At 55.0% G+C, this 2,544-nt stretch carries 3 protein-coding genes; 2 read left to right on the top strand and 1 reads right to left on the bottom strand.

Annotated elements, in window-relative coordinates:
* Positions 1 to 177 (top strand): lysozyme inhibitor LprI family protein (locus ACTHSP_RS19500; protein WP_440346726.1); only part of this gene is annotated, 177 nt, incomplete at its 5' end.
* 53 nt (positions 178 to 230) lie between these two features.
* On the top strand, positions 231 to 1,226 hold the full coding sequence (locus tag ACTHSP_RS19505; RefSeq protein ID WP_440346725.1) for a S49 family peptidase: 996 nt from the start codon (positions 231 to 233) through the stop codon (positions 1,224 to 1,226).
* A 188-nt stretch (positions 1,227 to 1,414) separates the two neighbouring features.
* Here ACTHSP_RS19505 and pdxA read toward each other — a convergent pair whose 3' ends face one another.
* Positions 1,415 to 2,419, bottom strand: coding sequence for a 4-hydroxythreonine-4-phosphate dehydrogenase PdxA (gene pdxA / locus ACTHSP_RS19510; RefSeq protein ID WP_254324310.1), 1,005 nt, complete (start codon positions 2,417 to 2,419; stop codon positions 1,415 to 1,417).
* Between the last annotated feature and the right edge of the window lie 125 nt (positions 2,420 to 2,544).

Raw genomic sequence — 2,544 nt, forward strand, 5'->3', positions numbered from 1 at the left:
GTCAAACAACAAATCCTCGGCGAACAACGCGCCTGGATTCAAAGCAAAAAACTCAACTGCCAACAAGCCGCCGCGTCCGCAGACAGCGCCGCACAAGCAGAATACCTGCGCCTGCAGTGTGAAACCCGCATGACCCGCGAACGTACGCAATACCTGCGCGGCTATTCCATCAACTAAACCGATAAGGCCGTCTGAACATTCAGACGGCCTACAAGAAAGCACATCACATCATGCAATACCGAATCCACCGTGAAGGCGATGCCCAAAACACACCCTCTTCAGCCTCCACACCCGTCGACAACTGGGAGCGCAACACCCTGCGCGAAGTCCTCCTCGCCGCCTACCAAGAACAACGCCGCGCCCGCATTTGGCGCAATATCTGGCGCGGCGTCGCCGTCCTCATCTTCCTCAGCCTGATCTTTGGCTTCGCAGAAGAAGAAGGAAAAACCACGAGCATCCAAGCCCGCAGCGAACACACCGCCGTTATCGACCTGACCGGCGAAATCGGCAATGACATCGACGACCAAGTCCAAATCCTGCGCGACAGCATGGAAGCCGCCTACAACAACGGCAACGCCAAAGCCATCATTATCCGAGCCAACAGCCCCGGCGGTTCGCCTGTCGTGTCCAACACGGCCTTTAACGAAGTCCGCCGCCTCAAAGCCGAACACAAAGACATCCCTGTCTACCTCGTTGCCGAAGACATGTGCGCTTCCGGCTGCTACTACATTGCCGCCGCAGCCGACAAAATTTACGCCGACCCTTCCAGCATTGTCGGCAGCATCGGCGTGATCGGCGGCGGTTTCGACTTTACCGGCCTGATGGACAAAGCCGGTGTCAAACGCCGTCTGAAAACCGCCGGCAGCAACAAAGGCATGGGCGACCCTTTCACGCCTGAAACACCGGCGCAAACCCAAATTTGGGAAACCATGTTGGGCGATATCCACCAAGAATTTATCAAAGCCGTCAAACTCGGCCGCGGCGTAAAGTTGAAAAACAAGCAGTATCCCGATGTTTTCAGCGGCCGCATCTATACCGGCAAAGAAGCCAAACAGGTCGGCCTGATTGACGACTTCGGCAGCATTTACAGCGTCGCCCGCGATGTCGTCAAAGCCCCCGATCTAGTCAACTACACGCCGCAAGACGATTTCAGCAAAATGCTCAGCCGCCGCTTTGGTGCGGAAGTGAAGGCCAAAGTCAAAGAAACTTTGTCTGAAATTTGGTAAACCAAAAAACCAAAAGGCCGTCTGAAACCCAAAACATGGGGCTTCAGACGGCCTTTTTATATGGTTTTTAAAATAAAACGTTGATTATTGTCCAAACATCCATCGGCTTCATCAACCGACAGGTAAATACCCCTGATGATACTTTTATGGGAACTCTTTACGCCTGCAAACGATTAAACCTCCACGCTTCAGACGGCCTGTTTCTGCATATTGTGCGCCATATCAAGCGCGGCACGGACGGCGGTAATCAGGCTGCCGGAGTCGGCTTTGCCCGTGCCTGCCAAGTTCAAGGCCGTGCCATGATCGACAGAGGTGCGGATAAAGGGCAGGCCGAGGGTGATGTTCACGCCTTCGCCGAAACCGGCGTATTTGAGTACCGGCAGCCCTTGGTCGTGATACATGGCGAGGACGGCATCGGCATCTTTGAGCAGGAAGGGTTGGAACACGGTATCGGCCGGATAAGGGCCGCGCGCGTCTATGCCTTCGGCCTGCAGGGCATGAAGTGCCGGAATAATGGTGTCGATTTCTTCGTGTCCCAAATGGCCGCCTTCGCCCGCGTGGGGATTGAGGCCGGTAACGAGGATGACCGGTTTGGCTATGCCGAACTTATGGCGCAGGTCGTGTTCAAGAATGCGGACAACCGACTCGATTAAAGGCTTCGTGATGGCGGCGGAAATATCTTTAAGCGGCAGATGGGTGGTGACCAATGCCACACGCAGGCCGCCGCCGGTCAACATCATGACGACTTGTTCGGTATGGCTTTTTTCGGCGAGGTATTCGGTATGACCGCTAAAAAAGCCGTTGCCTGCGTGGGCATCGTTGATGATGCCTTTATGCAGCGGCGCGGTAACCATACCGGCAAACAGGCCGTCTGAAATGCCCTGATACGCCGTATCCAGCAGCCGGAGGACATACGCGGCATTGGCAGGATTGAGTTCGCCTGCCCGACACTCGGCATCTAAAGGAATATGCAGGACTTCGAGTTCGCCCTTGGGCAACGGATCAGCCGCTTGGGCTTGGAAGTCGCGCAGGATGACGGATTTGCCGAGCTGTCCGGCCCTTTGCGCCAATAGGTTTTTGTCACACAAAACAACGGGGCGGCAAGGAAGATCGGCGAAAGCCAAATCGAGGCAGATGTCGGGGCCGATGCCGGCCGGTTCGCCGGAAGTGATGGCGAGAATGGGAGCAGTCATGGTGTTTCTCGGTACGGTTTACAGTATTTGGACAACGTCAGGCAAAATGCCTGCCCTACTTTTGCAGATTAACACAAATACAAAAAGGCCGTCTGAAAACAGTTTTTGCTTGGTCAAACTGTTTT

The organism is Neisseria sp. P0001.S005, assembly GCF_051963715.1.